Genomic DNA, 25454 nt, shown 5'->3' with positions numbered 1-25454 from the left:
CCCGGCGGGCCGGTGCCGTGGCCTACCCTGTGCCGGGTGAGCAGCCCGTCCGGCGGCGGGTACCGGACCACCGTCCAGGCCGCCGACGACCGAGAGGTGCCCACGCGCACCGCCGGCACCCGCACCATCCCGGGGCCCAGGGGGCGCCGGGCCCATCGGCTCCTGCCCCGGCCCGCCGCCGCCCCGCCGAGCGCCGCCGCACCGGGGCCGCGCCCCGCCCGCCCGGTCGCACTCTCCTCGGTCACCGCCACCGCCGTCCTGACACTGGCCGGTTGCGGGGTGCTGATCCTCCACCTGGTGCGCCGCCAGACCGGGACCACCGGGCTGCTGGTCGGCCTCGGCCTGGCGCTCGTCCCGCTGCCCTTCGTGCTCGGCGGCCTCGCCTGGCTCAACCAGACCGCCCGGGTGCCGCTGCGCCACATCGTGTTCTGCCTGGGCTGGGGCGCCTGCGCGGCGACCACGGCCGCGATCCTCGCCAACGGCTGGACCAGCACCTACCTGACCGCCCACCAGGGCAGCCTGGGCGAGGTGCTGGGCGCCGACCTGGTCACGCCGGTGATCGAGGAGAGCGCCAAGGGCGCCGCCCTGCTCGTCCTGCTGCTGCCGCTGGGCCGGCGGATCCGATGTCACGGCCACCGCACCGACCGCCCCTGCGCGGGCGTGCTGCGCCGGCTGCCCGGCGGCGGGCCGCCCCGCGGGTACGACCGCCGGCCGGCCCTGCCGCACGCCCGGGACCGGCTGCGACCGCGCCCCTACCTGCGCCCGCTGCCGTACCTGCGGCCCTACCCGCCGACGCCCGACCGCCCGCGCGCCAGGGCCCGCCCGCGCACCCTGGCCGCCGGGGTCGTCCTCGGCGGGATCACCGCCTGCGGCTTCGCCTTCACCGAGAACGCGCTCTACCTGGGGCGGGCCTTCACCGACGACCAGCAGCAGCGGCTGGACAGCATCGGCCTCGGGGAGTCCCCCAGCCTGCGGGACTTCGACGGCACCGTGCAGACCTTCGTCCTGCGCGGCCTGCTCTCGCCCTTCGCCCATCCGCTCTTCACCGCGCTGACCGGGCTCGGCCTGGCCATCACCCTCACCACCGGCCGGCGCCGGCTGGCCCGGCTGGCCGCGCCGGCCGGACTGCTGCTGGCGATGACCCTGCACGGCACCTGGAACGCCGCCGCCGACCTCGGCACGCACGGCTTCCTGCTGGTGTACGCGGTGCTGATGGTGCCGTGCTTCGCCGCCCTGATCTGCTTCGCCGCCTGGGCCAGGACCAGGACGGCGCGGCACGCCGCCCGCCGGGCGCGGGCCCCCGCCGGGCCCCGCCGGGGAACCGATTTCCCATCCGGGTGACTTCCCCGTATTGTTGGGTTTACCGACGCGGGGTGGAGCAGCTCGGTAGCTCGCTGGGCTCATAACCCAGAGGTCGCAGGTTCAAATCCTGTCCCCGCTACTCAGTAGCGGAAAGGCCCGGAGGATTCTTCCTCCGGGCCTTTCGCATGTCCGGGCCCGTCCACCCGGTCGTGGCTCCCGCGGGCGCTCCCACGGCTCCCACCGGCCGACGCCCCCTCCCGGGTCGAGAACCGGTCCGGCGGACCGCCCGGGCCCCGGTCGACGACCCCGAATTAATCCGTTGCCCTCCCTCGGGTGAGCTGCCTAAGGTGGCCACACACTGAAGGGAGGTGATCCTGAATTGAGTTCCATCAGGATGCGTGAGGTGGCTGCTCGCTAGAGCCGCCCCTGCCTGCGCAGGACGAGGCCCAGTGCCTCCGGCAGGCGAAATCCAAGCAGTCACCCGGCCCGTGGGTTCACCGGTACATCCCCGGTGCCTCGGCGCCCGGCCCTCGCGAGGCCGGACACCGAGGAGCAGCCCACGGGCTGTCTGCTGTTCCGGGGCCGGTGCGCCCGGCCAGGCCCGGCACGGCCTCCGGCGGAAGTCGGGAGCCGCGAGCCGCGGAGGGGACCGGGGCGTTTGCGTCCGGCCGCTCCGGCGCTAGAGTCGGCGCGGATTCCGGAGCGGAGCGGGACGGCCACAGGGGGTAGGCGATGGCGAGGACGCGGCGGGCCGGGGGAGCGGCGGCCCTGCGAACGGCACAGCGGGGTGCGGCCGGGGCGCTGCTCGGGGTGGGGGCGCTCGGACTGCTGCTCTTCTCCCTCGGCCGGGAGCACAGCTGGCAGGCCCTGGGCGGCGGTCTGGTGGTGTCCGGGGCCTCGACCGTCCTCGGCGGAGCGCTCGGCTTCCTGTTCGGAGTGCCCCGGGTGCGCGGCGGCTCGGGCGGTGAGCCGCACGGCTCGTACGCGCCGAACACCAATCTGGAGCAGGTCTCCGACTGGCTGACCAAGGTGCTGCTGGGCGTCGGGCTCACCCAGCTCGGCTCGCTCGGCGAGCGGCTGCACCAGCTCGGTGCGGCGCTGGCCCCCGCCCTGGGCGGCGAGGAGGGCGCGGCCCCCTTCGCGGCGGCGCTCGTCCTCTACTTCCTGGTCCTCGGCTTCCTGGCCGGCTGGCTGGTGACGCGACTGGCCCTGCCCCGGGTGCTCTCCGACGCCGACCAGGCGCTCGACCTCTTCCTGGCCGGCCAGGACCGCGACCGCCGGGGCGACAAGGTGGGCGCGGACGACCTGCGGGTACGGGCGATGCAGCACCTGGGCCTGCTGGGCGGCAGCGTCGACCGGGCGGACGAGCCGTCCCGCCTGTTGCCGTCGAACGCGACGACCGGACCGGAGAGCGTGATGGCCGAGGTCCGGTCGACGGCGCGGCGCTCGGCACTCACCGCGGACCAGGTCCGGGAGCTGTTCGCGGACGGCTCCGATGACCGGCGGATCCAGGCGCTCGCCCTGATGCAGGGCGATCCGGCGCTGGCCGACCTGCCCAGCGTGCTGGACGCGATCGAGCACCCGCGCTCCGGCTTCGAGCAGTACCACGCGCTGCTGGCGGCCCGGGGGCTGCTGTACCGACTGCCGGCCGCGCAGGCGCAGCGCCTGCGCGATGCGGTGGCCGGCCGGCTGGTGGCGGCGGACGGCATCCCCTACGGCTCCGACCGGAGCTGGCTGGCGGAGAAGATCCTCTCCCGCCTGGAGACGACGGCGACCCTCCCGCAACAGGTCGGCCCGGCGCAACAGAGCGGGCCCGCGCAACAGAGCGGCCCGGCAGCGGAGCCCCGGGCGGCGCAGCCGGGCGAGCAGGCCCGGCAGGCGGGCTAGGCGGACGACCCGGACGGCCGGGCCGGGCGGGCCGGGCGGGCTGCAGTGGCGCGCCCGGCCGGTGGCCGTCACCCGCCCGGCGGGAGCAGGCCCGCGGTGGCGGCCCGGTGGCGGTGGTCGGCGGCCCGCAGGACGAGGACCCGGCCCAGGCGCCCCGAGCCGGCCGGGAGCCGGCGGACCTCGCTGGCGATCCGGCGCTCGCCCAGGGCCCGGCGCAGCCCGTCGAGGTGGCGGCAGCGGTGGCCCGCGCCGTCGTTCAGGGGGTGGACCCGGACCTCTCCGTCGGGGGCGGTCACCCGGACCAGCTCGGTCAGCGCGGCCACCTGCTGGGCGGGGCCGAAGAGTTCGGGGTAGGCGAAGACCAGGAACCCGCTGAGGGTGAGCGCGAAGGTGCCGTCCGCGAACGGCAGCCGGGGCAGTGCGGCGGCCACGTACTGCTGCGGGTGGGCGGCGGAGTCCGCGGCGAACAGTCGGCGGGCCCGGTCCCAGCTGCGCAGGTAGCGGTCGTTCGGGCGGTGGTACGGCGCCGGGAAGAGGTCGGGGCGGGCGTCCATCGCGGCGGCCATGGCGGCGCGGGCGGCCAGTGCGCGGGCCGCGAGCTCGGGGGCCGGCCACGCGTACGCCGGGTCGGTGGCGATCACCCGGCAGCCGAGCTCGCGCGCCTCGGCGGCGAGTCCGGCGGCGCCGCCCGGGCAGTCGAGCACCGGCCCGGGGAGGGCGGCGAGGTGGGCCCGGGTCAGGTCGAACAGCGCGCAGTACTCGTCCAGGGGACGGGAGGTGACCAGGACGCCGGCGGCGGGGTGGGTACGGACGGCCATTCGGCCATCGGAACACGGGCCGGCCCCGCCCGCACCCGGAGCGTCCGGGGCGGGCGGGGCGGGCGGGGCCGATGGGGCTGATGGGGCCGATGGGGCCGGTGAGGTGTGTGGTTCAGCGGCCGAGCAGGCCCCGGACGGCGAGCCGGTTGACGTTGGTCAGGCCGCGCACCAGCTGCGGGGTGAGGAGGACGAACACGAAGCCGAGCAGCGAGACCCCGGCGATCTGCAGCGGCCCCTCGACGTAGTAGACGTGCTCGACGCCCCTGCCGTCGTAGTAGTCGAACACCTTGAAGCCCCGCCAGCCGACGTACGTCGGGTAGACCCAGTGGTAGAGCGGGTAGAGCGCCAGCACCCAGCCGACCAGCAGGAACGTCAGCGACATCGCGAAGCTGAAGATCGCCCAGGGGAACATCACCACCTGGTGGAGCACGGCCTTCCAGCCCGCCGCGTCCGTCAGCCGCGCGGTGATCGCGCCCCAGTTGCCGGGCCGGCTCGCCCGGACCGGCTTCGGGCCGGGCACGTCCAGCGCCAGCATGCTGAGGGCCCGGGCCCGCTCCAGCCGCCCGAAGCCCCGGGCCCCGCCGGTCAGGGCGGCCAGCACCGGCATGCCGATGACGGTGAGGACGGTGCCGAGGCCGAAGGAGAACAGGATGACGGCGAACGAGAACCCGGCGAGGGCGACCGGCAGCCCGGTGAGGGTGAAGCCGAGCTCCCGGTAGAAGTAGGACGAGAACGGCGCCCGCCACACGTACGGCGGCTCCTCGGTGCGCCGTGCCGCACCGTCGCGGTCGTACTCACTGCGCTGCGCGCTGAGGCTGCTGCTCATGGCCCTCGGTCCTCGGGTCTCTCTCGATGGCGTGCCGGGCTGACCCCCCAAGCCTGTCAAAACCCCGGTCGGGCGGACATCCGGCTCCCCCGCGAAGCGAGTGGGGGGTTAACCCCCCGTTCGCGGCCGCCCGTCGGCGGACGGCCACTCGTCGGCGAGCAGCGAGTACTGGAAGGAGTCGCGCCAGGCGCCGCGCAGGTGCACGTCGTGGCGGATCCGGCCCTCCAGCCGGAAGCCGGCCCGGGTGAGCACCCGGACGGAGGCCGCGTTCTCGACGTCCACCCGGGCGGCCAGCCGGTGCAGGCCGAGCGGGCCGAAGGCGAGGTCGCAGAGCAGCCGGGTGATCTCGCCCGCGTAGCCGTTGCCCCAGGTGTCGGGGCGCAGCGCGTAGCCGAGGTCGGCGCACCAGTGGCCGCCGAGCGTGAGGGCGGCGTTGCCGATCGGGACGGCGCGGGCCGGGTCGTGCGCGTCGGCGCGTCGGGTGACGGCCAGCCGGTAGACCGTCCGCTCGCCCTGCATCGCCTCCTCCAGGTACTGCTCGATCTGGTCGGCGCAGTCCTCGCGGTCACGCGGCTCGAACGGGAGGTAGCGGGTGGCCTCCCTGTCCCCGAACACCGCGTACAGCGCGTCGATGTCGCCGGGGCTGTGGTGGAACTCGCGGATGACCAGGCGGGGGCCGGTGAGTCGGACGGGGACCATGCCTGCCGACCCTACCCGGGCTTTCCGGTTACCGTACGTGACATGGAAGAAGAAGACCTGCGGCTCGCCCCGCGCACCAAAACCGCCGAACTGCTCGCCTGGGCGCAGGCTCACGGCCACCCGCCGGTGGCCGAGGCGCCGGTGCGGGCGGTGCTGGCGCTGCTGGAGCTGGGCGAGGGCAGGATGCGCGACGGCTGGCCGGAGCTGACCTCGGACGCCGTGGAGCAGCTGCTGTACGAGCGGCTCTACCTGTACGTCCAGCCCGAGCCGGAGCAGGACCCGCTGGCGTACGGCGCGGCGGTGCGGCTGCTGATCGACCACCAGCGGGCGGCGAAGCGGCTGAACGCCAAGCGGCAGGAGCGGCTGCACGCGGAGGCCGAGTGGCAGGGCGAGGTGGCCGCCGGGCTGCTGCGCCGGTCCGACCTGGTCACCTGGCCCCGGCTGTACACGCTGCTGCTGCGCGCGGACGGGGTGGACCTCGCCGACCGGGAGGCGGTCCGGGCCTGGCTGGCGGCGTTCCGGGAGCTGGCTCCGCAGGAACGATCGGCCGCGTACGAGGCGCTGGAGTGGGCGGGCGAACTGGACGCGGTGGACGACGGGGGCTGGGGCGAGGCCCGGATGCTCAGCGTCGGGATGGCCACCGACGGCGCCCGGCGGCTGCTGGAGCAGGGGCTGATGCGGCGCAGCTACCGCAATCTGACGGAGCTGACCGCACTGGGCCGGCCGATGCCCGAGGAGCTGGCCGGGGACTTCGGGGCGTTCGAGGAGGCCGCCGCCGAGGCGGCGCTGGACCTGGTGGGCGAGTGGACGACGCCGGGGCTGCCGCGGCTGCTGGTGGAGGAGTTCCCGGAGCTGGCTCCGGAGCCGGGCCAGGAGGAGATCGACGCCTACCTGGCGGGGCTGCCCGAGGCGTACGAGGACGAGGCGTACGAGGAGTACGAGGGCCAGGAGCACGAGGGCGAGGAGGCCGGGCAAGCGGCCACTGACGCCTGAGACGCGACGGTGCCCCGGCCGTCGTCGCGACGACCGGGGCACCGTGGCGGGCTGTCAGGGGGTGATGCCGCGCTGTTCGAACCAGGTCTCCGGGTCGACCGGGGCGCCGCCGCCGGGGCGGACCTCCAGGTGCAGGTGCGGGCCGGTGACGTTGCCGGTGGCGCCGACCTTGCCGAGCTGCTGGCCGGGGACGACCTTGCCGGAGCCCTTGATGATCGAGGAGAGGTGGCAGTACCAGATCTCGGTGCCGTCGGGCAGCGTCTCGACGATCCGGTAGCCGTACGAACCGGCCCAGCCGGCCGAGGTGATGGTGCCCTGGCCGACCGCGTACACCGGGGTGCCGGTGTCGGCGGCGAAGTCCAGGCCGGTGTGCAGGTGGGCCCAGTAGGAGGCGCTCTGGCCGTAGTGGGCGGAGAGGTTGTAGTCGCGCACCGGCAGGTTGATGGCGGCGAGCTTGGCCCTCTCGGCCTCCTCGGCGGCCCGCTTGGCCTCCTGCTGCTGGGCGGCGCGCTTGGCCTCGGCCTCCTTGGCGGCCTGCAGGCGGGCGCTCTCCTCGGCGGCGGTGCGCTGGCTGTCGGCCTGCAGCTGGATCCGGGCGGCGAGGGCGAGACCGGGGTCCGCGGAGAGCGCGACCGGCGTCTCGTCCGGGGCCTCGACGGCCGGCGCGGCGGCCGGGGTGGCGGAGGCGAAACCGGTCGCGCCGAGGGTGGCGGCGACGGCGGTGACGCCGAGCAGCGGAGCGGTGCCGCGGGTCTGACGGGGCATCCGGTGCCGGTTGGCCTCGGCGGCCTGCGGGGCGGCCCCGCCGTACTCGCCCGGGTGGGCGGGCGGCCAGGGGTGGTCGAGCAGCTGGGTGCCGGCGGTGGAGCCGGGCAGGTGTGCCGGAGAGTGCGACGACGCCACGGAGGCGCGCTCCTTTCCTTCCTTCGCGCCTACCGGGTTAGCTGACGGGTTCGGAGCAGGAAGGTCTCCTACGGCTGGGCCTGGGCCCGGCCGATTCACCCCAAGGAACATGGTTCCCCGGCTCCCTGGCCTGCCCGGAGGCGGCCGGTGGGATTAGGCGGCGGCGCACGGTGCCGTCTGGGTACGGCGTTGAGGACCGCGCTGCGTTATCAAACGTTAATCCTAGGAGCCTCTGATTCCAAGCCGTCCGTTCGGGACAGCCGGATACAGATCGGACACCACGCGGTCCGATGGGCGATTTGGGGCGATTGACGACAACTGACACTACCGAACGTGATTGGACGTCAACGAACGACCCCCCACTTGAGTACTCCTACTCATGTGCGGCCGGGTCCGCGCGGCCATCCTGGCGCCATGAACGCACCGATGCAGTCACGTACCACGGCCGCGTACTACATCCAGGCCGTGCTCTCCTTCGCCCTCTCCGGCGGCGCCCTCGCGATCGGGATCGCCTACCTGCCGGTCGGCGGCTGGACCCGCGCCTTCCTCGGGATCGGGCTGCTCTACACCGTGACCTCCTCGTTCACGCTGGCCAAGGTGGTCCGGGACCGGCAGGAGACCAACGAGATCGTCACCCGGGTGGACCAGGCCCGACTGGAGAAGCTGCTCGCCGAGCACGACCCGTTCAAGGTGGAGGGGGTCTGAGCCGCGACGCCGGGGCGCCCCGGAGGACCGGTCGGCCGACCGCTTGACGGCTAAGGCTATTAGCCTTAGCTTTATGGCTATCGGCACAACAGGCCGATGCCCGTCCCGGCGGACCGAGGAGGCCCCCCATGCCCGGCACCTTCACCCCCAGCACCCAGTACCTCGACCGCCCCGGCGGCCGGCTGGCCTTCGACGACACCGTGCAGGGCGACGGCGCCCCCGTCGTCCTGCTCCCGGGCATGCTCGACAGCCGGGCCGCGTACCGGCACCTGCGCCCGCTGCTGGTCGCCGCGGGCCGCCGGGTGATCACCCTGGACCTGCGCGGCTTCGGCGAGTCCTCGATCGCCTGGGACGACTACTCGCCGGCCGCGATCGCCACCGACGTGCTCGCCCTGCTGGACCACCTCGGCATCGGCCGCGCCGCGCTGGTCGCCAACTCGTACACCGGCGCGACCGTGGTCAAGGTGGCCGGGGACGCGCCCGAGCGGGTCGCCGGGATCGTGCTGCTGGACGCCTTCGTCGAGAACCTGCCGCCGAACGCGCTGCAACGCGCGATGTTCGGCGTGATGGGCGCGCTGCTGGTGCACTCGCCCGCGTTCTGGGGGCTCTACCACCGCAGGATGGCGTACCCGGGCGCCAAGCCGGCCGACCTCGACGCCTACGTGGACGGGCTGGTCGCCGCGATGCGCACGCCGGGCCGCAAGCAGGCCACTCGGGGCTACGTCCACGGGGACTCCGCGCCGACCGGCTGGACCGCCGCCGTGACCTGCCCGGCGCTGGTCGTGATGGGCGGCAAGGACCCCGACTTCCCCGACCCGGCGGCGGTCGCCGACCGGCAGGCCGCCGCGCTGAAGGCCCGCAAGGTGATGATCGAGGGCGCCGGGCACTACCCGATGGCCGACCAGCCGCAGGCCACCGCCGACGCCCTGCTGCCCTTCCTCGCCGAGTTGGCCTGAGCCGGGCCGGCCCGCGCCCGGGCCGCCGCTCCTCCCCCTTCCGCTCCCACGCCGCACCCACGGAGACCGCACCATGCCCCGAGTCGGACTGACCCCCGAGCAGGTCGTCGACCACGCCCTCGCCCTCCTCGACGAGCAGGGGACCGAGGCCCTCACCCTGGCCGCCGTCGCCGGACGCGCCGGGGTGGCCACCCCCTCGCTGTACAAGCACGTCAGCGGCGGGCTCGCCGAACTGCGCCGGCTGATCGCCGTCCGGGTCACCGAGGAACTGGCCGACCGGCTCGCCGAGGCCGCCCTCGGACGCGGCGGCGACGACGCCGTGGCCGCCGTCCTGCGCGCCTACCACGGCTACGCCACCGAGTACCCGAACCGGTACAACGCGCTGCCGCAGGCCCCGCAGCCGGACGACGACCTGACCAGGGCGGGCGGCCGGCTGGTCGGGGTGATCATCGCGGTGCTCCGCGGCTACGGGTTGGAGGGCGCCGAGTCCGTCCACGCCGCCCGGACCGTCCGCTCGGTGGCCCACGGCTTCGCCTCGCTGTCGATCGCCGGCGGCTTCCGGCTCGCCGAGGACCTCGCCGACACCCAGGAGCGCCTGATCACCATGCTCACCGGCGGCCTCCGGAACTGGCCCCGGGCCTGACCCCACCGGACACACCCGGCGCCGCCGCGCCACACCGGACGCCCCCGCCGGACCGGGTGGCCCGGGGCCGCGCGCAGACCTCCTGGTCAGGGCGGTCGCCCCGGCCCGGGCCGACGACCGGACGCCCGCACCGGTGCGCCGTCCGGGTCACCCTTCACCGACATGAGAAATAAGGTATGAAGAATTGAGTGCCCGATAAGCGACGGAAAGGCCGGGTATCCCATGGACCTGACCTCGCCGTGGCTTCCCCCCTCCGAGGACGAGAGCCGGACGCCGCGCAGCAGCCCCACCGCGCGCAGCGCGATGCGCTGCGTCCGCTTATTGCTCGGCTGCACCACCGCCGCCGAACTCCTCGGCACCGTCCTCGCCGAGGGCCCGAGCTGGATCACCGGTGAGGGCTCGGCGCTCTACCTGCTGGACTCCGCCGGAATGCTCCGGCTCACCGCCTCGCACGGCCTGCCCGACTGGGCCCACGAGCGCTACAGCGTCGTCGATCCGGCCGGCGACCTGCCCGCCGCGACGGCCCTCAGGCTGCGCCGCCCGTACCTGCTCAGCCCGGAGCGCACCAGCGTCGACTACCCCAACCGCAACGCCGGCATGGGCACCGGCATGGTCGCCCTGATCACCCTGCCGATGATCGTCGACGAGCGACCGGTCGGCGTGCTCGCCCTCGCCCTCGCCCACCGGGGCACCGTCCCCCGTCGTGACCTGGACGTCCTGGAGACGCTGGGCGACGCCTGCGCGCACCGGCTCGCCCACCTCCTCGACAGCGCGCGGGCCGGCGCCCGCCCCGGGCCGACCGGAGGTTCCGTCGACGGCTCCGGGGCCGGCGACCGGAGCGCCGGCCTGGCCCACCCGATGCTCTCGCTCGCCGTCCGCTCCGCCGGGCACGGCGCCTTCGAGCGCGACCTGGTGACCGGCGAGACCTACTGGGACGCCACCGCCTACCGGGTGGTCGGCCGGCCCGTGCCGCCCGAGGGCGCCCCGGCCGACGCCCCCGACCTGGACCGGCTCGTCCACCCCGAGGACCTGCCGGACGTCCAGGCCGCCCTCGCCGAGGCGCTCGCCACCGGCGGCCCGTACCGGATCGAGTACCGGGTGCCGCGCCGGAGCGGCGGCGCGATCCGGATCGAGGAGACCGGCGAGGTGATGCTGGACGTGCACCGGCGGCCGGTCCGGATCGCCGGGCTGCTCGCCGACCGGGACCGCGCCCGCACCCCCGAGGAACAGCCCCCCGCCGGCGAGCCGGGCACCGGCGCCCCGGCGGCCGGCGCCCGCTCGGCACTGCTGCTGGCACTCACCCGGTCGCTGTCGCGCGCGGTCACCGTCCGGGACGTGACCACCGCGGTGACCGATGTCGCCCGGCCGGCCTTCGGCGCCGCCAGCATCGTGCTCGACCTGGTCGACGAGGGGCGGCTGCTGCCGGTCTCGCACACCGTCTACGGCGGCCCGCGGCGCACCGAACTGACCCGGCTGGCCGACCTCTCCGAGGGCGTGATGCAGCACTCGCTGGCCCGCTCCACGCCGCTGTTCAGCGAGCCCGGCCAGGCCCGGCGCAGCACCGGCGGGCCGCTGACCCCGGCCGCCTGGGCGGTGCTGCCGCTGGTCGCCTCGGGACGGCAGGTCGGCTCCTGCCTGATCACCTTCTCCACCGAACGGGCCTTCGGCCGTGAGGACCGCACCCTCTACTCCGCCTTCGCCGGGATCCTGGCGCAGTCCCTGGAGCGCGCCCGGCTCTACGACACCCACCACCACCGGGCCACCGAACTCCAGCGCGCCATGCTGCCGCGCACCCTGCCGCGGCTGCCCGGGCTCGCCAGCGCCGCCCGGTACCTGCCCAGCACCGAGGGGATGCAGATCGGCGGCGACTGGTACGACCTGCTCCGGCTGCCGGACGGCCGGATCGGGCTGGTGATCGGCGACGTCCAGGGCCACAACGCCGAGGCCACCGCCGTGATGGGCCAGTTGCGCAGCGGACTGCGGGCGTACGCCACCGACGGACACGACCCGGCCGCCACGCTGGCCCGGACCAGCCGGCTGTTGTCCGAGCTCGACACCGACCTCTTCGCCACCTGTCTCTACCTCACCCTCGACCCCGCCGACGGCACCCTGCGGGCGGCCCGGGCCGGGCACCCGTCCCCGGTCCGGATAGCGGCGGACGCCAGGGCCGTCGAGCTGGACCTGCCGGGCGGCCCGCCGCTGGGCGTGGATCCGGGGATGCCCTACCACCTCGCGGTCGGGCACCTGGCGGTGGGCGAGACGCTGCTGGTCTACACGGACGGTCTGGTCGAGGACCGCGAGGAGGACTACGACGAGTCGGTGCAGCGGATGCTCGGCGGACTGGAGCTGTGGGCCCGGCAGACCGGCCCGGTCCGGCTCGGCCCGACCGCGGCCCTGGAGCGCCTGGCCGACCTGCTCACCCTCAACGTGACCGAGCGCCGCTCCCGCCCGGACGACGTCGCCCTGCTGTTGCTGCACCGGAGTTCGCCGGTGCAGTGAGGAGGGCCGACCCCCCGGCGGCACCGAGGGCCCCCGCCGGGCGCTCCGGGCACTCCGGGCGCGGACCGATCGGACCCGAAGGAGGTCTGATTGACGTCGTATTGACGGGATATTGACGAGATCCGGTCACTTGGCGAGATCCGTTCACACCTTCGTAGGATCATCACCCTAGAATTCGCCGCGTGACGATGACTCAGTGGTGCGCAACGGCAACCGGCGTTCTCGCCGCCCTCGCCCTCGTGGCCGCCGCCCGCTACCACGCGGTCTCCGTCACCCAGCGCCGCCGGGCCGACCGGCAGCAACGCGACAACACCCGCCTGCGGGAGCAGCTCGCCACCGAACTCGCCCGCCGCGGCAGCGAGCTGGCGGCCGTCCAGCAGGAGCAGGAACTCAACGCCTCCACCCAGCGCGCCTTCCTCAGCGTGGCCCGCCGGATCCTCGTGATGGCGCACGACCAGCAGGCCCTGCTGGACGAGATGGAACGCACCCACGACGACCCGGCGCTGCTGGAGGGCCTGCTCAAGGCGGACCACGCCGCCGCCCAACAGGCCCGCCTCGCGCAGACCCTGGCCGTCCTGTGCGGGGCCCGGGCCGGGCGGCACTGGCCCGAGCCGGTCTCCCTGGAGGACGTGGTGCGCGGCGCCCAGTCGCGCATCCTGCCCTTCCAGCGGGTGGTGGTCCGCAGCCGGATCGAGACGGCCGTGGTCGGCGCCGCCGCCGAGGCGCTCATCCACGCCGTGGCCGAACTGCTGGACAACGCCACCCGCTACTCGCCGCCCAGCACCCAGGTGTTCGTCACGCTGATGCCCGTGCACAACGGCGCCGTCGTCGAGATCGACGACGGCGGTGTCGGGATGCCCGAGCAGGCCGTCGCCAAGGCCGCCTCCGCGCTGGCCGGCGGCACCTCGCTGGAGGTCTCCCGCCTCGGTGAGGTACCGCAGCTGGGCCTGGCCGCGGTCGGCCGGCTCGCCGAGCAGTACGGGTTCCGGGTCACCCTCAGCTCCGCGCCCTCCCCCTACGGCGGGGTGCGGGTCGTGGTGCTGCTGCCCAACGCGCTGCTCACCGAACCGCTCCCGCCGACCGTCCCGGGCCTCGGCCCCGACGACCCGGCGTTCACCTCCGGCCCCCGCCGCAACCCCGGCGCGCCGTACCCGGGCGGGCACCCGCTGACATCCGGCCACCCCCTGGTGGAGACCCCGCCGGCCGGCCCCGCCGCTCCGCCGCCGCTGCCCCGCCGGAGCCACCGGCGCGACCGCGCCAACCGCCATGCCGCGCCGGCCGCTCCCCCGCCGGCGCCCGCCCCGCCGTACCGGTCGGCCCAGGACGCCCGGACGTTCATGGCGATGTTCCAGGCCGGCACCGCCAACGGCCGATCGGCCGCCCGGACGCAGGCCCAGCCCTACCCTTCCCTTCCCGCTTCCCCCCAGCTCCCCCAGCGCTTCGGAGAGTTCCATGACCACCACCCCTGATCTCGGCTGGCTGCTCGCCGACATCATCTCCGTCCCCGAGGTCCAGCACGCCGTCGTGGTGTCCAACGACGGCCTGGAGATCGGCCGCAGCGCGGGCATCCTGCGCGAGGACGCCGAGCGGCTCGCCGCCGCGTGCTCGGGCCTGCAGTCGCTGGCCCGCGGCGTCGCCCAGGGCTTCGGCGGCCACGGCAGCGCCACCCGCCAGATCGTCATCGAGTACGGCGGCGGCTACCTCTTCATCGTCGCCGCCGGCGCCGGGGCCCACCTGGCCGTGGTGACCGGCGAGGCGGTGGACGCCGGCCTGGTCGCCTACCAGATGCAGGTCCTGGTCGAGCGGATCGGCAGCCATCTCACCAGCCCGCCGCGGGTCGATCACGCGGCGGGGGGCCAGCGGTGAACGGGCCGGTACGGCCCTATGTGATCACCGGTGGCCGGAGCCGGCCCACGCGGTCCGCGCTGGCCGTCGAAAGCCTGGTCAGCGCCGTGGCCGACCGGCCCGAACTGCCCGAGGACGCGCTGCTCAACCGCGAGCACCAGCGCATCCTGGACCTCTGCCGCAGCCTGCTCTCGGTCGCCGAGGTGGCCGCCTACCTCGGGCTGCCGCTCGGCGTCGTCAAGGTCCTGGTCGGCGACCTCTGGGACCTCGGCGCCGTGCAGGTGCTCCCGCCCGTCCCGCAGGCCGAGCGCCTGCCCGCAACCCTCCTGGAAGAGGTGCTCGTTGGCCTCCGCCAACTCCGCTGACCCGCGTACCGCCCAGCCGCAGGCGCAGCCGCGGTCACCGGCGCAGCCGCAGGCCCAGCCGCCCGAGCCGCAGTACCTGCCGCCGTCCGTCCAGGGCGCGGTGAAGATCCTGGTCACCGGCCCGTTCGGGGTCGGCAAGACCACGCTGGTCGGCGCGCTGAGCGAGATCACGCCGCTGCGCACCGAGGAGACCATGACGGCCGCCAGCAGCGGCATCGACGACCTCACCGGGCGGCCCGGCAAGACCACCACCACGGTCGCGCTGGACTTCGGCCGGATCACGCTCAACCCCCGGCTCGCCCTGTACCTCTTCGGCACCCCCGGGCAGCAGCGGTTCTGGCCGCTCTGGGACGACCTCTCGCGCGGCGCGCTCGGCGCCATCGCGATGGTGGACCTGCGCCGCCCGGACGAGAGCTTCGACGTGCTCGGCCGCCTGGAGGAGCAGCGGATCCCGTTCGCGGTGGCCGTCAACACCTTTCCGGACACGCCGAGTTACCCCGAGGACGAACTGCGTTCCGCCCTCGACCTGCTGCCCGAGGTACCGATCCTGTACTGCGACGCACGGGACCGCCGGGCCGCGTACGACCTGCTGATCGACTTCGTCGACCATCTGCACTCCACCGCCGTACTGGAGCTCCAGCGATGACAACTCCCGATCCGGGCACGGCCGCCGGGCAGCGAGGCGGACAGCTGTCCCCACCCCCGGGCTGCCCGGCGCACGCCGGCGGTGGTCTGCCGGCCGGGGCGCCGCTGACACCGCTGTACGGCGCCGCCGTCGCCGACGACCCGCACGGCCTGTACGCCCGGCTGCGGGCCCAGTACGGCCCGGTCGCGCCGATCGAGCTGGAGCCCGGGGTCGAGGCCTGGCTGGTGATCGGCTATCCCGAACTGCTCGAACTCACCCGCAACGAGGCGCTGTTCTCCAAGGACTCGCGCCGCTGGAGAGTCCCCGCCGAAGGCCGGCTGGCCGCCGACTCCCGGCTGCTGCCGATGACCTCCTGGCGGCCCACCCTGCTCAACCTGGACGGCGGCGAGCACCAGCGGCTGCGCGCCGCGGTCGCCGACACGCTGGCCCAGATCGACCACCGCCAGCTGCGCGAGACCACCGAGGCCGCCGCCGACGCCCTGATCGACAGCTGGGGCCCGGACGGCACCGCCGACCTGGTCGCCCAGTACGCCCGCCGGCTGCCGCTGCTGGTCTTCACCCAGCTGATCGGACTGCCCGCCGAGGCCGGACCGCACCTGGTCGAGCTGATCAGCCACTTCGTCGACAGCAGCAAGGACTCCGTGCGCGCCAACGCGGAGTTCCAGGCGATCCTGGTCGACCTCGTCCGGCGCCGCCGCGCCGCGCCCGGCGCCGACCTCACCTCCTGGCTGCTGGCCCACCCGGCCGCGCTGAGCGACGAGGAGGCGGTGCACCACCTGGTGGTGATGATGGTCGCGGGCAACGAGACCACCATCAACTGGACCGGCAACACGCTGCGGCTGCTGCTCACCGACCGCCGCTTCCGGGCCACCCTCACCGGCGGCCGGCTCACCGTCGCCGACGCGCTGGAGGAGGTGCTCTGGCGCGACCCGCCGACGCAGAACTTCCCCGGCCGGTGGGCGACCGGCGACACCGTCCTCGGCGGCCAGTACATCAGCGCCGGCGACATGCTCGTGCTCGGCCTGGCCGCGGCCAACGCCGACCCGGCCGCCCAGGGCGCCTCGTCCGCCGCGCACGGCTCCCTCGGCGGCAACCGGGCCCACCTGGCCTGGGGCGCCGGCAAGCACGTCTGCCCGGCGCAGCACCCGGCCCGGATCATCGTCGAGACCGCCGTCGAGACGCTGCTGCACCGCCTCCCCGACCTCCAACTCGCCGTACCGCCGGGCGACCTGGCCTGGCGTCCGTCGCCCTGGTCGCGCGCCCTGGTCGGCCTGCCGGTGCTCTACAGCGCCTTCACCCCGCCCCGCCCGCCAGCCCCCGAGAGGCCGTCATGGACACCGCCGCCCCTGAGCTCGACCGACCCGGCCACCGGCCCGAGCCCGTCCGGCTCGACCCCTTCGGACGGGACCAGCACGGAGAGAACGCCCGACTCCGGGAAGCCGGCCCGGCGGTCCTGGTGGAACTCCCTGGCGGGGTGGTGGTCTGGGCGATAACCCACCACGACACCCTCCAGGAGCTGCTCGCCGACCCCCGGGTGGGCAAGAACCCGCAGCTCTGGACCACCTTCACCGAGGGCCGGCTGCCCAAGGGCTGGCCGCTGCTGAACTTCGTCACCGTGCCGGGCATGATCACCGCGGACGGCGAGGACCACCGGCGGCTGCGCGGTCTGGTCACCCAGGCGTTCACCCCGCGCCGGGTCGCCGAACTCCAGCCCACCGTCGAGGCCCGCACGCTGGCGCTGCTCGACGACGTCGCCGGGCTGACGGGCGCGTTCGACCTGCGTGAGCACTTCGCCTACCCGCTGCCGATGCAGGTCATCGGCGAGCTGCTGGGCCTGCCGCCCAAGCAGCAGGACGAACTGCACGAGCTCTCCGACACCCTGGTCTCCAGCTCCGCCACCCCCGAGGCCGCGATCGCCGCCCAGCAGGGGCTGCACGCGCTGCTCGCCTCCGTGGTCGAGGCCAAGCGCGCCGAACCGGGCGACGACCTGACCACCGACCTGATCGCCGCCCGCGAGTCCGGGGACCGGCTCAGCGAGCGGGAGCTGGTCGGCACGCTGCTGCTGATGCTGGTGGCCGGCCACGAGACCACCCTCAACCTGATCACCAACGCCGTCCGCGCCCTGCTCGCCCACCCCGACCAGCTGCGGCTGGTGCTCGACGGGGAGCAGCCGTGGTCCGCGGTGGTCGAGGAGACGCTGCGCTACGACTCGCCGGTCGGCCAGTTCCCGCTGCGGTACGCGACCGAGGACATCGCGGTGGGCGACGTGGTGATCCGGCGCGGCGAGGCGCTGCTCGCCTCGTACGCGGCCGCCGGGCGCGACGCCGGGCACTACGCCGACGCCGACCGCTTCGACATCACCCGGCAGCCGAACCGGCACCTCTCGCTCGGCCACGGCCCGCACTTCTGCCTCGGCTCCGGACTCGCCCGGATGGAGGCCGAGACGGCGCTGCGGTTCCTGTTCGACCGCTTCCCCGGGCTCGCCCTGGCCGAGGGGGCTGTGACGGAGCCGATCGGGTCGTTCGTCAGCAACAGCGTGAAGACGCTGCGGGTGACGGTGTGACGCCGCCGCGGTGACCTGAGGGCGGCCGGGTCGTTGGGGGTTCCATGAAGAAACTCGCGACCCTGGCCGCCCTCACCATGGCAGGCCTCGCCCTGGCCGCCCCGGCCGCGTCGGCCACGACCTCCACCGCGACGTCGCCGGACGCCCTGGACGGGCTCTCCAGCGGCCTCAACCTCTCCCCCACCGACCTCGCCCTGCACGAGGCGGGCAAGCTCCCGCTGGTCGGGCACACCGCCCAGGAGGTGGAGGCGATCGGCACCAACCAGATGACCCACCCGGGCCTCAGCGGGCAGATCGGCTGAGCGCCCGCGCGGGGTGCACCGGGGTACACCGGGGTGCGGGCGCTCGCGCGGGGCGCCCGTCCCCGGGTGCACGCCGTCGGACGCGGGCTCTCGCACCCGGGCCCTCGGACGCGGACCGGGTGTCGGCCCTGAGCGCGCTCCGGCTCAGCCCGCCGCGAGGGCGTTGAGCTCCTGGTAGGTGAGCCCGCCGTCGAGCGCGGCGTACGTCCCCCCGGCGTACACCTCCTCGGCGGCGCGGCGCACCGCCGCGTACGCCGCCTTGGCCAGGCCCGGCCCGAGGCTGACCCGGGCCACGCCCAGCTCCGCCAGCTCCGGCACGGACGGCGAGCCCGGGCCGGCCAGGATGTTCAGCGGCGCCGGGACGGCGGCCACCAGGGCGGCGATCGTCTCCGGATCCGCCACGCCGGGCACGAACACGCCGTCCGCGCCCGCCGCGACGTAGGCCCGCAGCCGGGCGACGGCCTCGTCCAGCCGGCCGGCCGGGTCGCCGATCCCGTGCAGGAAGACGTCGGTGCGCCCGTTGACGAAGAGCGCGACCCCGGCCGCGTCGGCGGCGGCCCGGGCCGCCGCGATCCGCTCGGCCGCCTCGGCGGCGGGCCGCGCCGCGTCCTCCAGGTTGACCCCGACCGCGCCGGTGGCCAGCAGTGCGGTGATCGTCTCGCCGACCTCGGCGGCCGTCGCGCCGAAGCCGCTCTCCAGGTCCGCCGTCACCGGCAGCCCGACCGAGCGCACGATCAGCGCGGTCTGGGCGAGCACCTCGTCGCGGTCGGCCGCGTCCCCGTCCGCACTGCCGAGCGTCCAGGAGACGCTCGCGCTGGCCGTCGCGACGGCCCGGGCCCCGGCCCCGGCGACCAGCCGCGCGCTCGCCGCGTCCCACACGTTGGCGAGCACCAGCGGCTCGCCGGGGCGGTGCAGGGCGTGCAGGGCGCGGGCCTTGTCCTGCTGAGTGGTCGTCATGCCGGGACCCTACTTGGCGGCCGGGCTGAGGCGGGAGGTCACGCCGATCCGGTTCCAGGAGTTGATGGCGATGATCAGCGCGATCAGCTGGGCCAGCTCGGCCTGCTCGAAGTGCTCGGCGGCCTCGTTGTAGACGGCGTCCGGCACGTGCCCCTGGGTCAGCAGGGTCACCGACTCGGTCAGCGCGAGGGCCGCCCGCTCCTTGGCGGTGAACCAGGACGTCTCCCGCCAGGCCGGGAGGGAGAGCAGGCGGTGGTTCTCCTCGCCGTTCTTCAGGGCGTCCGTGGAGTGCATGTCGATGCAGAAGGAGCACCCGTTGATCATCGAGGCGTGCACCTTGACCAGCTCCGCCAGAACCGGGTCCACCCCGTGCCGGGCGGCGCGGTCCAGGGCGATCATGGCCTTGTAGAAGTCGGGAGCGAGGTCGGGGAGGGAGATCCGCTGCTCGGGGGCGGACACGGTGGCGTTCTCGTTCGTCGTCGTCATACCGGCCAGCCTAGGGGCCGGGTGGACCGTCTCCCTGGCACATTCGGGCCGAGAGATCGTGGGCCACTTGCGCGAGGGGCGGAGCCACTGCCCGGCCCGCCCGAGTGTGGCACGGCGAGGGCGGCCGGCGGGAGGGCGCGGGCCTGCCCGGATGCGAACGATCGTGCGAGGATCGCGGGGAGGGCGGTACGGCCGGGCCGCCCGGTGTGGGCGAGGCCAGGGGGTCAGGATCGTGTGTACCGCGTTCGTCAGCATCGAACCGTCGGCGTCGGTGCCCGTACTGCTGCTGTCGGTGCGGGACGAGTACTCCGGGCGGCGGTGGTCCCCACCGGGCCACCACTGGCCCGCGCACCCCACGGCCGTCGGTGGGCTGGACCTGGCGGCGGGCGGGACGTGGCTCGCCGTCGAACCGCGGGCGGCGGGGACGGACGCCCCCGGGGCGGCCTGCCTGCTGAACGGCTTCGGGACGATGGCACCCGCCGGGGCGCGGCTCTCCCGCGGGGAGCTGCCGCTGATCGCCCTGCGGGACGGCGGGCTCGCCCGGGTCGACCTGGAGCGGTACGACCCGTTCCACCTCGTCCTCGCGGGCCCCGCCGGGGCGCGGGTACTGACCTGGGGCGGCAGCACGCTGACGGAGCGTGAGCTGCCGTCCGGGCTGAGCGTCGTGCTCAACGACGGGTTGGAGGGGCTGGCGGCGGACCGGCCGGCGTCCGAGCTGGTCCGCTCACTGATGGCCGCGCGGGCCGCGCACTTCCGGGCCCGGTTCGAGGCCACCGCCCGGCCCGCGCCGATGCCCGGCCCCGCCACGACGGAGCAGGCGTGGGGCGGGTGGCTGCAGATCGTCTCCGGCGACGGCCTGGCGCTCGACGATCCGGCGGCGCTGGTCCAGCGGCGGGACTTCGGTGACGGGCGGATCTGGAGCTCGTCCTCGATATCGCTGCTCGCCTTCGGGCCCGACGGGGTGCGGTACGACTTCGGCCGGGCGCCGGTGACGGAGCCGGGTGCGCCCGGCGACGGCTGGCGCCGGATCGGTTAGACGGGGGGAGTAACGGGCGTACGCCCCCCGCCGCACCGAGCCGGTCGCACCTGCTGCTGTCGGCCGTGCGTTTCGGCCCTGCGTCAGCCCTGCGTCAGCCCTGCGCGCGGGCCTCCAGCCAGCGCTTCGCGAGGGTCGCGTTCACCGTGTAGAAGAACTCCGACTTGAGCCCCGGCTCGGTGGTGAGCGCCTCCACCCAGGTCATCGGCCAGTTGCGGCGCCGGTAGTGCTGGTGCACCGCACGGGTGAAGGCGGCGAGGTTGCCCTGCAGGCTCTTCTTCTCCACCCCCAGCCGGGTGGCCAGCGCGGTGTAGCTCACCCGCGCGTCCGGCTGCTCGGCCAGGATGTCCAGCACCCGGGCCACCGTCTGCACCGAGCCCAGCGGCTCGATCATCAGCCGGCGGAAGTCATCGACGGTCCATTCGACGACCGGGAGTCGGCCGTCGTCCGCCGGTCCACCCTCCGCCGGCGCGGCCGGGGGGACGACCGGGGGGACGGCGGCCGCCCCGGTGGCCGCCGTGGCGCCGGTCAGCTCCGCGAGGTAGGCGTACACCTGCGTGACGTACTGGCTCGGCACCGGCACCGAGACGAACTGCGGCTGGTTGTCCTGCGTCATGTGATTCCTCCCCTGGTGTGTCCGCCGACCCTGCGGTCCGGCGACGGAACCGATCCTGACAGACCGCCAGTCGACCTGTCCAGCCTTTACTGCCAAGTACTCTAAGTCTCTGTTCGGCAGCTGTCGCCACTTCTGCCTCTGGTCAGCCCGGCAGGCAGGCAGGCAGGCAGGCGTGCGACCGTCGCACGCGCGCCGAGGGCCCCGCTCCGGCCGCGCTGTGACGAGACCGGACCGGCCCCGTGAACCGGCTCAGCCGTGCGGGCGACCTCGGCAAGGCACGTCGGGACGACTGGAGGCGCAACCGGTCAGTACCTGGCAGACACTCTGTCCGCGCACGACTCGGCGGGGCACCCCGCGCCGACCGGGGCGGCAGGCACGCCGGTGCGCCTGCCGCCCCGCCGTCCGCTCAGTCGCCGAGCAGCGCCCCCAGGTCGAGCCGCGCGAGGCGCTCCGGGTCGGTGAGGATGTCGAGCGCGGTGATCCGGCCACCCCGGACGGTGAACGCCATGAGCGACAGCGGCTTGCCGTCGGCGAGGGCGAGCACCCCGGGCGAGCCGTTGACCAGCACCGGGCGGCCGTCCTGGGCGAAGCGGGCGAAGGTGATCGCCTGCGAGGCGACCTCGGCCGCGCCGCGCCGGAACACGCTCGGCCGCAGGGCGCCGCCGTCGGAGCGGGCCACGACCTCGGGGTCGAGCACCGCGAGGAGGGCCTCGAAGTCACCGCCGCGCGCGGCGCTGAGGAAGGCCTCCACCACCTCGCGGCGGAGGGTCAGGTCGCCGTCCTGGGCGGGCGCGGCGCCCTGGACGCGGCGGCGGGCCCGGCTGGCCAACTGCCGGGTGGAGGCGGAGGTGCGGCCGAGGACCGGCGCGATCTCGTCGAACGGCACGGCGAACAGGTCGTGCAGCACGAAGGCGAGCCGCTCGGCCGGGGCGAGCGTGTCCAGCACGATCATCAGCGCGATCCCGACCGAGTCGGCCTGCAGGATCTCCTGCTCCGGGTCGACCGCCCCGAAGGCTCCGACCACCGGATCGGGCAGCCGGACCGGGCCCTCCTGCCCGTCCTGGCCGGGCAGCGGGTCCTCCCGCCGCGCGGTGCGCGAGCGCAGCTGGTCCAGGCAGACCCGGCCGGTCACGGTGGTGAGCCAGGCGCCGAGGTTCCGCACCGCGCCGATGTCGGAGCGGTCCAGCTTCAGCCACGCCTCCTGCACGGCGTCCTCGGCCTCGCTGAGCGAGCCCAGCATCCGGTAGGCGACGGCCCGCAGCTGGGGCCGGTGCTCCTCGAACCGCCGGGCCAGAAGTTCGTTCCCGCTCACCTGTCACATCCTCGCTTCGCGATCCGTCGGTGCAGTGAAGGACGATAACCGGCCCGGCGCGCAAGGCACTCGGGCACTCGACGGAGGAGTCACCGTGACCGCCCGGATGAAGAACCCCGCCATGGTCCTGCCCGACGCGATGAAGGGCATCCAGAACATCCACAAGGCCGTGCACCAGGGCGGCGTCCCGCCCCGGATCACGGAACTGGTGCATCTGCGGGCCAGTCAGATCAACGGCTGCAGCGCCTGCGTGTTCGCCGGCGTGACCGACGCGAAGAAGGCCCGCGAGACCGACGAGCGCCTGCACTCCGTCGCCGCCTGGCGCGAGGCGCCCTTCTTCACCGCGGAGGAGCGCGCCGCCCTCGCCCTGACCGAGGCCGCCACCCGGCTGGCCGACCGCTCCGGGCAGGCCGTGCCGGACGCGGTCTGGGACGAGGCCGCCGATCACTTCGACGAGGAGCAGCTCTCCGCGATCCTTCTGATGATCGGCCTGACCAACCTCTTCAACCGTCTCAACGCCACCGTCCAGGAGCCCGCCGGCGCGACCTGGGGCTGACCCGGCGGGCGCCGGCGCCCCGGCGCGGCGGCGGGCGGGAAACCGCCGCCGCGCGGCCCCTGCGGCGCTGCGACGATAATCCCGTACGGACAGAAGCCCGGACGGCCCAGCGCCCCGCACGGATCGGCCCCTCCCGCCCATGAGCACCACCTCCTGGACCGCCTTCGGCGGCGATCTGCACCTCGACCTCAGCGGGCGGCGGGCTGCGGGGATCGGCCTGCGGGCGGCCCTGGAGGACGCGCTGCGGGAGGCCGTGCAGGACGGGCGGCTGGCCCCGGGGACGCGCCTGCCGTCGTCCCGGGCGCTCGGCGAGGACCTGGGGATCGCCCGCAACACCGTGGTCGAGGCGTACGGGCAGCTCACGGCCGAGGGGTGGCTCGCCTCGCGGCAGGGGTCGGGCACCACGGTGGCCGGGCGGACGACGCCCCGGCCGCCCGGCCGGCGCGCGGCCGAGCTGCCGCGCGGGCGCCGCACGGCCCGGTACGACCTGATGCCCGGACGGCCGGACGTCTCGCTCTTCCCGCGCACCGCCTGGCTGAGCGCCGCCCGGCGGGCACTCGCCACCGCGCCGCACGAGGCCTTCGACTACGGCAGCCCGCTCGGGCGGATCGAGCTGCGGCAGGCGCTCACCGACTACCTCGCCCGGGTGCGCGGGGTCCGGACCGACCCCGACCACCTGCTGATCTGCTCCGGGTTCACCCAGGGCATCGGTCTGCTCTGCACCGCGCTGCGCGAGCGCGGCGCGGTGCGGGCACGCGGCACCCGCACCCTGGCGGTCGAGGGGTACGGGCTGCCGCCGCAGCGCGAGATGGTCCGGGCGGCCGGGCTGACCCCGGCGCCGCTGCCGCTGGACTGCTCGGGCGCCCGGACCGACCTGCTCGGCGCCCGACGGGACGCGGCCGTCCTGCTCACCCCCGCCCACCAGTACCCGACCGGCGCGGCGCTGGCCGCCGAACGCCGGTCGGCCGCCGTCGGCTGGGCGCGCGAGCAGGACGGGTACGTGATCGAGGACGACTACGACGGCGAGTTCCGCTACGACCGGCAGCCGCTCGGCGCGATGCAGGCGCTCGATCCCGAGCGGGTCGTCTACGCGGGCACCGCGGCCAAGAGCCTGGCCCCCGGCCTGCGGCTGGCCTGGCTCGCCCTGCCGGACGCCCTGGTCGAGCCGGTGGCCCGGCTGAAGCAACTGGCGGACACCATGTCCCCGGCGCTGGACCAGCTCACCCTCGCCGAGCTGATCACCTCCGGCACCTACGACCGCCATGTGCGCCGCTGCCGGCTGCACTACCGGCGGCGCCGGGACGCACTGGTCGCGGCGCTCGCCGAACGGGCCCCGCACGTCCGGGTGACGGGCATCGCCGCCGGGCTGCACGCCGTCCTGCAACTGCCGCCCGGCGCACCGTCGGAGGTCGAACTGCTGGCCCGTGCCGAGGAGTTCGAACTGGCCGTCACCGGCCTCTCCTGGCACCTGGCCGATCCGGCGCTCGCCCCGGACGCCCCGCCGGCCCTGGTGGTCGGCTACGCCACCCCGCCCGACCGCCTCTTCCCGGCCGCCCTGGACGCGCTCTGCGGGCTGCTGCGGACGGCCTGACCGGGCGGGGCCCCGGCGGCACCCGCCCTGGGTGAACAGCCCTTCCGGGAGGGCTACTTGTTCCGGTTGCCCAGCTCGAAGAGCAGCATGATGAAGCCGGCGAAGGCGTGGGTGGCGACCATGTAGATCAGCACCCGGATGCCGACCCGGCGGTTGGCCCACTTGCCGGCGTCGACGGTCTTGGGGGCCTCGGCGGGGGCCACGGCCCCGGCGGTGGCATCGGCGGTGACGGTGGCGGCGCCGGCGGTGGTGGTGGGATCAGCCATGGGAGATCTCCTCCAGGAGTTCTGACGGTGGGTCAGTGAGGTGTGGCAGGGCCGCCGCCGAGGCAGAGTTCGCCGCCGGGGCTCTGCAGCAGGGTGTGCACGAAGAGCAGCTCCACCCCGTCCGCCGAGTCGGCGGCGATGCAGTGCGGGGTGAGCGAGTCGAAGTGCGCGGAGTCGCCCTCCGCGAGCTGGTGGACGCGGTCGCCCAGGGTCAGCCGCAGCCGGCCCTGGAGGACGTAGAGCCACTCCTCGCCGGGGTGGACCCGGACCACCTCGTCCTGCACGCCCGGGGGGACGTGGACCCGCAGCGCCTGCATCGCCCGGCCGGGGGCGCCGGCCCTGCGGTAACCCCAGCCGCCCGCGCGGCCCGGTTCGATCGCGCCGCCGCGCACCACCGGGTCCGGCTCGGCCATGGACTCGCCGAGGAGCCCGGAGACGGAGGTGCCGTAGGCGCGGGCGAGGCCGAGCAGGACGGGCAGCGAGGGCTGCCGCCGACCGGTCTCCAGCCGGGACAGATAGGCTGGGGAGAGGCCGACCCGGGAGGCGGCGACCTCCAGCGTGAGGCGGCTGCCGAGCCGGTGCTCGCGCAGCCTCGCGGCGAGGCCGACGACCTCCAGGTCGTCGATCCGGTCGCCGGGGGTGGAGGGGCCGGGTGGGCTGGTGGTCATGTGACCAGTGGACA

General features: G+C 75.1%; 27 protein-coding genes, 1 tRNA gene and 1 riboswitch. Of the genes, 18 read left to right on the top strand and 10 right to left on the bottom strand.

Annotated elements, in window-relative coordinates; all coding sequences use genetic code 11:
• The first annotated feature begins 36 nt into the window (after positions 1-36).
• From ACFVYI_RS12885 to ACFVYI_RS12875, 3 genes are all read left to right on the top strand, one after another.
• Positions 37-1341 (top strand): PrsW family intramembrane metalloprotease, encoded by a 1305-nt coding sequence (locus ACFVYI_RS12885; RefSeq protein WP_387884220.1) that lies wholly within the window; start codon positions 37-39, stop codon positions 1339-1341.
• A gap of 26 nt (positions 1342-1367) precedes the next feature.
• A tRNA-Met gene (locus ACFVYI_RS12880) sits at positions 1368-1441 on the top strand.
• A gap of 593 nt (positions 1442-2034) precedes the next feature.
• Positions 2035-3189 (top strand): hypothetical protein, encoded by a 1155-nt coding sequence (locus ACFVYI_RS12875; RefSeq protein WP_387884217.1) that lies wholly within the window; start codon positions 2035-2037, stop codon positions 3187-3189.
• A gap of 68 nt (positions 3190-3257) precedes the next feature.
• On the opposite strand, the gene ACFVYI_RS12870 is transcribed toward ACFVYI_RS12875, so the two are convergent.
• The 3 genes from ACFVYI_RS12870 to ACFVYI_RS12860 form a co-directional block, all read right to left on the bottom strand.
• Entirely contained in the window at positions 3258-4007 is a 750-nt protein-coding gene (locus ACFVYI_RS12870) for a class I SAM-dependent methyltransferase (protein WP_387884215.1), read from the bottom strand.
• 112 nt (positions 4008-4119) lie between these two features.
• Positions 4120-4833, bottom strand: a complete 714-nt coding sequence (locus tag ACFVYI_RS12865; RefSeq protein ID WP_387884212.1) for a sensor domain-containing protein — start codon at positions 4831-4833, stop codon at positions 4120-4122.
• 108 nt (positions 4834-4941) lie between these two features.
• Positions 4942-5532, bottom strand: coding sequence for a GNAT family N-acetyltransferase (locus tag ACFVYI_RS12860; protein ID WP_387884209.1), 591 nt, complete (start codon positions 5530-5532; stop codon positions 4942-4944).
• A 42-nt stretch (positions 5533-5574) separates the two neighbouring features.
• Here ACFVYI_RS12860 and ACFVYI_RS12855 point away from each other — a divergent pair, with 42 nt between their 5' ends.
• Entirely contained in the window at positions 5575-6525 is a 951-nt protein-coding gene (locus ACFVYI_RS12855) for a hypothetical protein (RefSeq protein ID WP_387884207.1), read from the top strand.
• A 54-nt stretch (positions 6526-6579) separates the two neighbouring features.
• Here the strand turns inward: ACFVYI_RS12855 and ACFVYI_RS12850 are convergent, their stop codons facing one another.
• Positions 6580-7428 carry a M23 family metallopeptidase gene (locus tag ACFVYI_RS12850; RefSeq protein ID WP_387884204.1) on the bottom strand — a complete coding sequence of 283 codons (849 nt, stop codon included), beginning with the start codon at positions 7426-7428 and terminating at the stop codon, positions 6580-6582.
• A gap of 12 nt (positions 7429-7440) precedes the next feature.
• Positions 7441-7584, bottom strand: a riboswitch (cyclic di-AMP (ydaO/yuaA leader).
• Between the two features lie 258 nt (positions 7585-7842).
• Here ACFVYI_RS12850 and ACFVYI_RS12845 point away from each other — a divergent pair.
• The 11 genes from ACFVYI_RS12845 (at position 7843) to ACFVYI_RS12795 (ending at position 17952) form a co-directional block, all read left to right on the top strand.
• Complete coding sequence (locus tag ACFVYI_RS12845) at positions 7843-8133, top strand: YiaA/YiaB family inner membrane protein (RefSeq protein WP_387884202.1); 291 nt, start codon at positions 7843-7845, stop codon at positions 8131-8133.
• Positions 8134-8261: 128 nt separating this feature from the next.
• On the top strand, positions 8262-9089 hold the full coding sequence (locus ACFVYI_RS12840) for an alpha/beta fold hydrolase (RefSeq protein WP_387884199.1): 828 nt from the start codon (positions 8262-8264) through the stop codon (positions 9087-9089).
• 73 nt (positions 9090-9162) lie between these two features.
• Complete coding sequence (locus ACFVYI_RS12835) at positions 9163-9732, top strand: TetR/AcrR family transcriptional regulator (RefSeq protein ID WP_387884196.1); 570 nt, start codon at positions 9163-9165, stop codon at positions 9730-9732.
• A 222-nt stretch (positions 9733-9954) separates the two neighbouring features.
• Positions 9955-12231, top strand: a complete 2277-nt coding sequence (locus ACFVYI_RS12830; RefSeq protein WP_387884194.1) for a SpoIIE family protein phosphatase — start codon at positions 9955-9957, stop codon at positions 12229-12231.
• Positions 12232-12419: 188 nt separating this feature from the next.
• Positions 12420-13700, top strand: a complete 1281-nt coding sequence (locus ACFVYI_RS12825; RefSeq protein ID WP_387884253.1) for a sensor histidine kinase — start codon at positions 12420-12422, stop codon at positions 13698-13700.
• On the top strand, positions 13684-14097 hold the full coding sequence (locus ACFVYI_RS12820; protein WP_387884190.1) for a roadblock/LC7 domain-containing protein: 414 nt from the start codon (positions 13684-13686) through the stop codon (positions 14095-14097). Before ACFVYI_RS12825 ends, ACFVYI_RS12820 begins: the two co-directional genes overlap by 17 nt.
• Positions 14094-14441 carry a DUF742 domain-containing protein gene (locus ACFVYI_RS12815; RefSeq protein ID WP_360633433.1) on the top strand — a complete coding sequence of 116 codons (348 nt, stop codon included), beginning with the start codon at positions 14094-14096 and terminating at the stop codon, positions 14439-14441. The genes ACFVYI_RS12820 and ACFVYI_RS12815 overlap by 4 nt, the downstream gene beginning before the upstream one ends.
• Positions 14442-14517: 76 nt before the next feature.
• A complete protein-coding gene (locus ACFVYI_RS12810; RefSeq protein WP_360633658.1) occupies positions 14518-15087 on the top strand; it encodes an ATP/GTP-binding protein in 570 nt (189 codons plus the stop codon).
• On the top strand, positions 15084-16580 hold the full coding sequence (locus tag ACFVYI_RS12805) for a cytochrome P450 (protein ID WP_387884187.1): 1497 nt from the start codon (positions 15084-15086) through the stop codon (positions 16578-16580). Before ACFVYI_RS12810 ends, ACFVYI_RS12805 begins: the two co-directional genes overlap by 4 nt.
• On the top strand, positions 16544-17650 hold the full coding sequence (locus ACFVYI_RS12800) for a cytochrome P450 (RefSeq protein WP_387884184.1): 1107 nt from the start codon (positions 16544-16546) through the stop codon (positions 17648-17650). The genes ACFVYI_RS12805 and ACFVYI_RS12800 overlap by 37 nt, the downstream gene beginning before the upstream one ends.
• Before the next feature lie 44 nt (positions 17651-17694).
• Positions 17695-17952 (top strand): hypothetical protein, encoded by a 258-nt coding sequence (locus ACFVYI_RS12795; RefSeq protein ID WP_380577223.1) that lies wholly within the window; start codon positions 17695-17697, stop codon positions 17950-17952.
• 144 nt (positions 17953-18096) lie between these two features.
• On the opposite strand, the gene ACFVYI_RS12790 is transcribed toward ACFVYI_RS12795, so the two are convergent.
• Together ACFVYI_RS12790 and ACFVYI_RS12785 are read right to left on the bottom strand one after the other, a co-directional pair.
• Positions 18097-18909, bottom strand: coding sequence for an isocitrate lyase/phosphoenolpyruvate mutase family protein (locus tag ACFVYI_RS12790; RefSeq protein ID WP_387884182.1), 813 nt, complete (start codon positions 18907-18909; stop codon positions 18097-18099).
• Between the two features lie 9 nt (positions 18910-18918).
• Positions 18919-19395, bottom strand: a complete 477-nt coding sequence (locus ACFVYI_RS12785) for a carboxymuconolactone decarboxylase family protein (RefSeq protein WP_387884180.1) — start codon at positions 19393-19395, stop codon at positions 18919-18921.
• A gap of 232 nt (positions 19396-19627) precedes the next feature.
• On the opposite strand from ACFVYI_RS12785, the gene ACFVYI_RS12780 reads away from it, so the two are divergent.
• Entirely contained in the window at positions 19628-20431 is an 804-nt protein-coding gene (locus ACFVYI_RS12780; protein ID WP_387884177.1) for an NRDE family protein, read from the top strand.
• A 94-nt stretch (positions 20432-20525) separates the two neighbouring features.
• Here the strand turns inward: ACFVYI_RS12780 and ACFVYI_RS12775 are convergent, their stop codons facing one another.
• Positions 20526-21047 carry a hypothetical protein gene (locus ACFVYI_RS12775; RefSeq protein WP_387884175.1) on the bottom strand — a complete coding sequence of 174 codons (522 nt, stop codon included), beginning with the start codon at positions 21045-21047 and terminating at the stop codon, positions 20526-20528.
• Positions 21048-21453: 406 nt separating this feature from the next.
• Complete coding sequence (locus ACFVYI_RS12770) at positions 21454-22359, bottom strand: sigma-70 family RNA polymerase sigma factor (RefSeq protein WP_387884172.1); 906 nt, start codon at positions 22357-22359, stop codon at positions 21454-21456.
• 94 nt (positions 22360-22453) lie between these two features.
• Here ACFVYI_RS12770 and ACFVYI_RS12765 point away from each other — a divergent pair, with 94 nt between their 5' ends.
• Complete coding sequence (locus ACFVYI_RS12765; protein WP_387884170.1) at positions 22454-22915, top strand: carboxymuconolactone decarboxylase family protein; 462 nt, start codon at positions 22454-22456, stop codon at positions 22913-22915.
• Positions 22916-23054: 139 nt separating this feature from the next.
• Entirely contained in the window at positions 23055-24506 is a 1452-nt protein-coding gene (locus ACFVYI_RS12760; protein WP_387884167.1) for a PLP-dependent aminotransferase family protein, read from the top strand.
• 53 nt (positions 24507-24559) lie between these two features.
• On the opposite strand, the gene ACFVYI_RS12755 is transcribed toward ACFVYI_RS12760, so the two are convergent.
• Together ACFVYI_RS12755 and ACFVYI_RS12750 are read right to left on the bottom strand one after the other, a co-directional pair.
• A complete protein-coding gene (locus ACFVYI_RS12755; RefSeq protein WP_387884164.1) occupies positions 24560-24772 on the bottom strand; it encodes a DUF6126 family protein in 213 nt (70 codons plus the stop codon).
• Positions 24773-24804: 32 nt separating this feature from the next.
• Positions 24805-25440, bottom strand: a complete 636-nt coding sequence (locus ACFVYI_RS12750) for a helix-turn-helix domain-containing protein (protein WP_387884162.1) — start codon at positions 25438-25440, stop codon at positions 24805-24807.
• Positions 25441-25454 lie beyond the last annotated feature (14 nt).

Origin of the sequence: Kitasatospora sp. NPDC058218 (assembly GCF_042882445.1) — a bacterium.
Lineage (GTDB): Bacteria > Actinomycetota > Actinomycetes > Streptomycetales > Streptomycetaceae > Kitasatospora.
This window is presented reverse-complemented; position numbering and strand designations above follow the sequence as displayed.